This is a genomic window from Paenibacillus sp. An7 (genome assembly GCF_009870785.1).
In the GTDB taxonomy this organism is placed as follows: domain Bacteria; phylum Bacillota; class Bacilli; order Paenibacillales; family Paenibacillaceae; genus Paenibacillus.
This window is the reverse complement of sequence record NZ_WTWX01000092.1, coordinates 1-377: the sequence shown is the minus strand read 5'-3', so window position 1 is coordinate 377 and position 377 is coordinate 1. Positions and strand designations below refer to the sequence as shown.

General features: G+C 42.4%; 1 protein-coding gene. It reads left to right on the top strand.

Going from position 1 to position 377, the window contains the following annotated elements; translation table 11 throughout:
- Positions 1–4: 4 nt before the first annotated feature.
- Positions 5–377: IS110 family transposase (locus GQY27_RS21275; RefSeq protein WP_160037253.1), on the top strand; the 373-nt coding region annotated here is incomplete at its 3' end.

Sequence of the window (377 nt, the reverse complement as noted above, 5' to 3'; positions counted from 1 at the left end):
TAACATGAAGTTTAAAGCACAAGAAAAACAAAATCAACTCATTGAAAACATTACCGTTCATCATCTGGTGGTCGGTGTAGATATTGCTCAGGAAGTCCATGTTGCTCGGGCTGTGAGCTTTCGAGGAATCGCACTTGGTACATCCCTAAAATTCGGAAATCATTTAGAAGGATTCAACTTTCTCAAGTGTTGGATCCGAGATTTATTGAAATCTTACAAGCTTCAGAAAGTCATTGTCGGTATGGAGCCTACGGGGCATTACTGGCTTAGCCTGGCTCGCTGGCTGGATTCGCAAGGTATTGAGACTGTGCTTGTAAATCCCCATCTTGTTAAAAAGAACAAAGAAAACCGGGACAATACGCCATCGAAAAGCGATC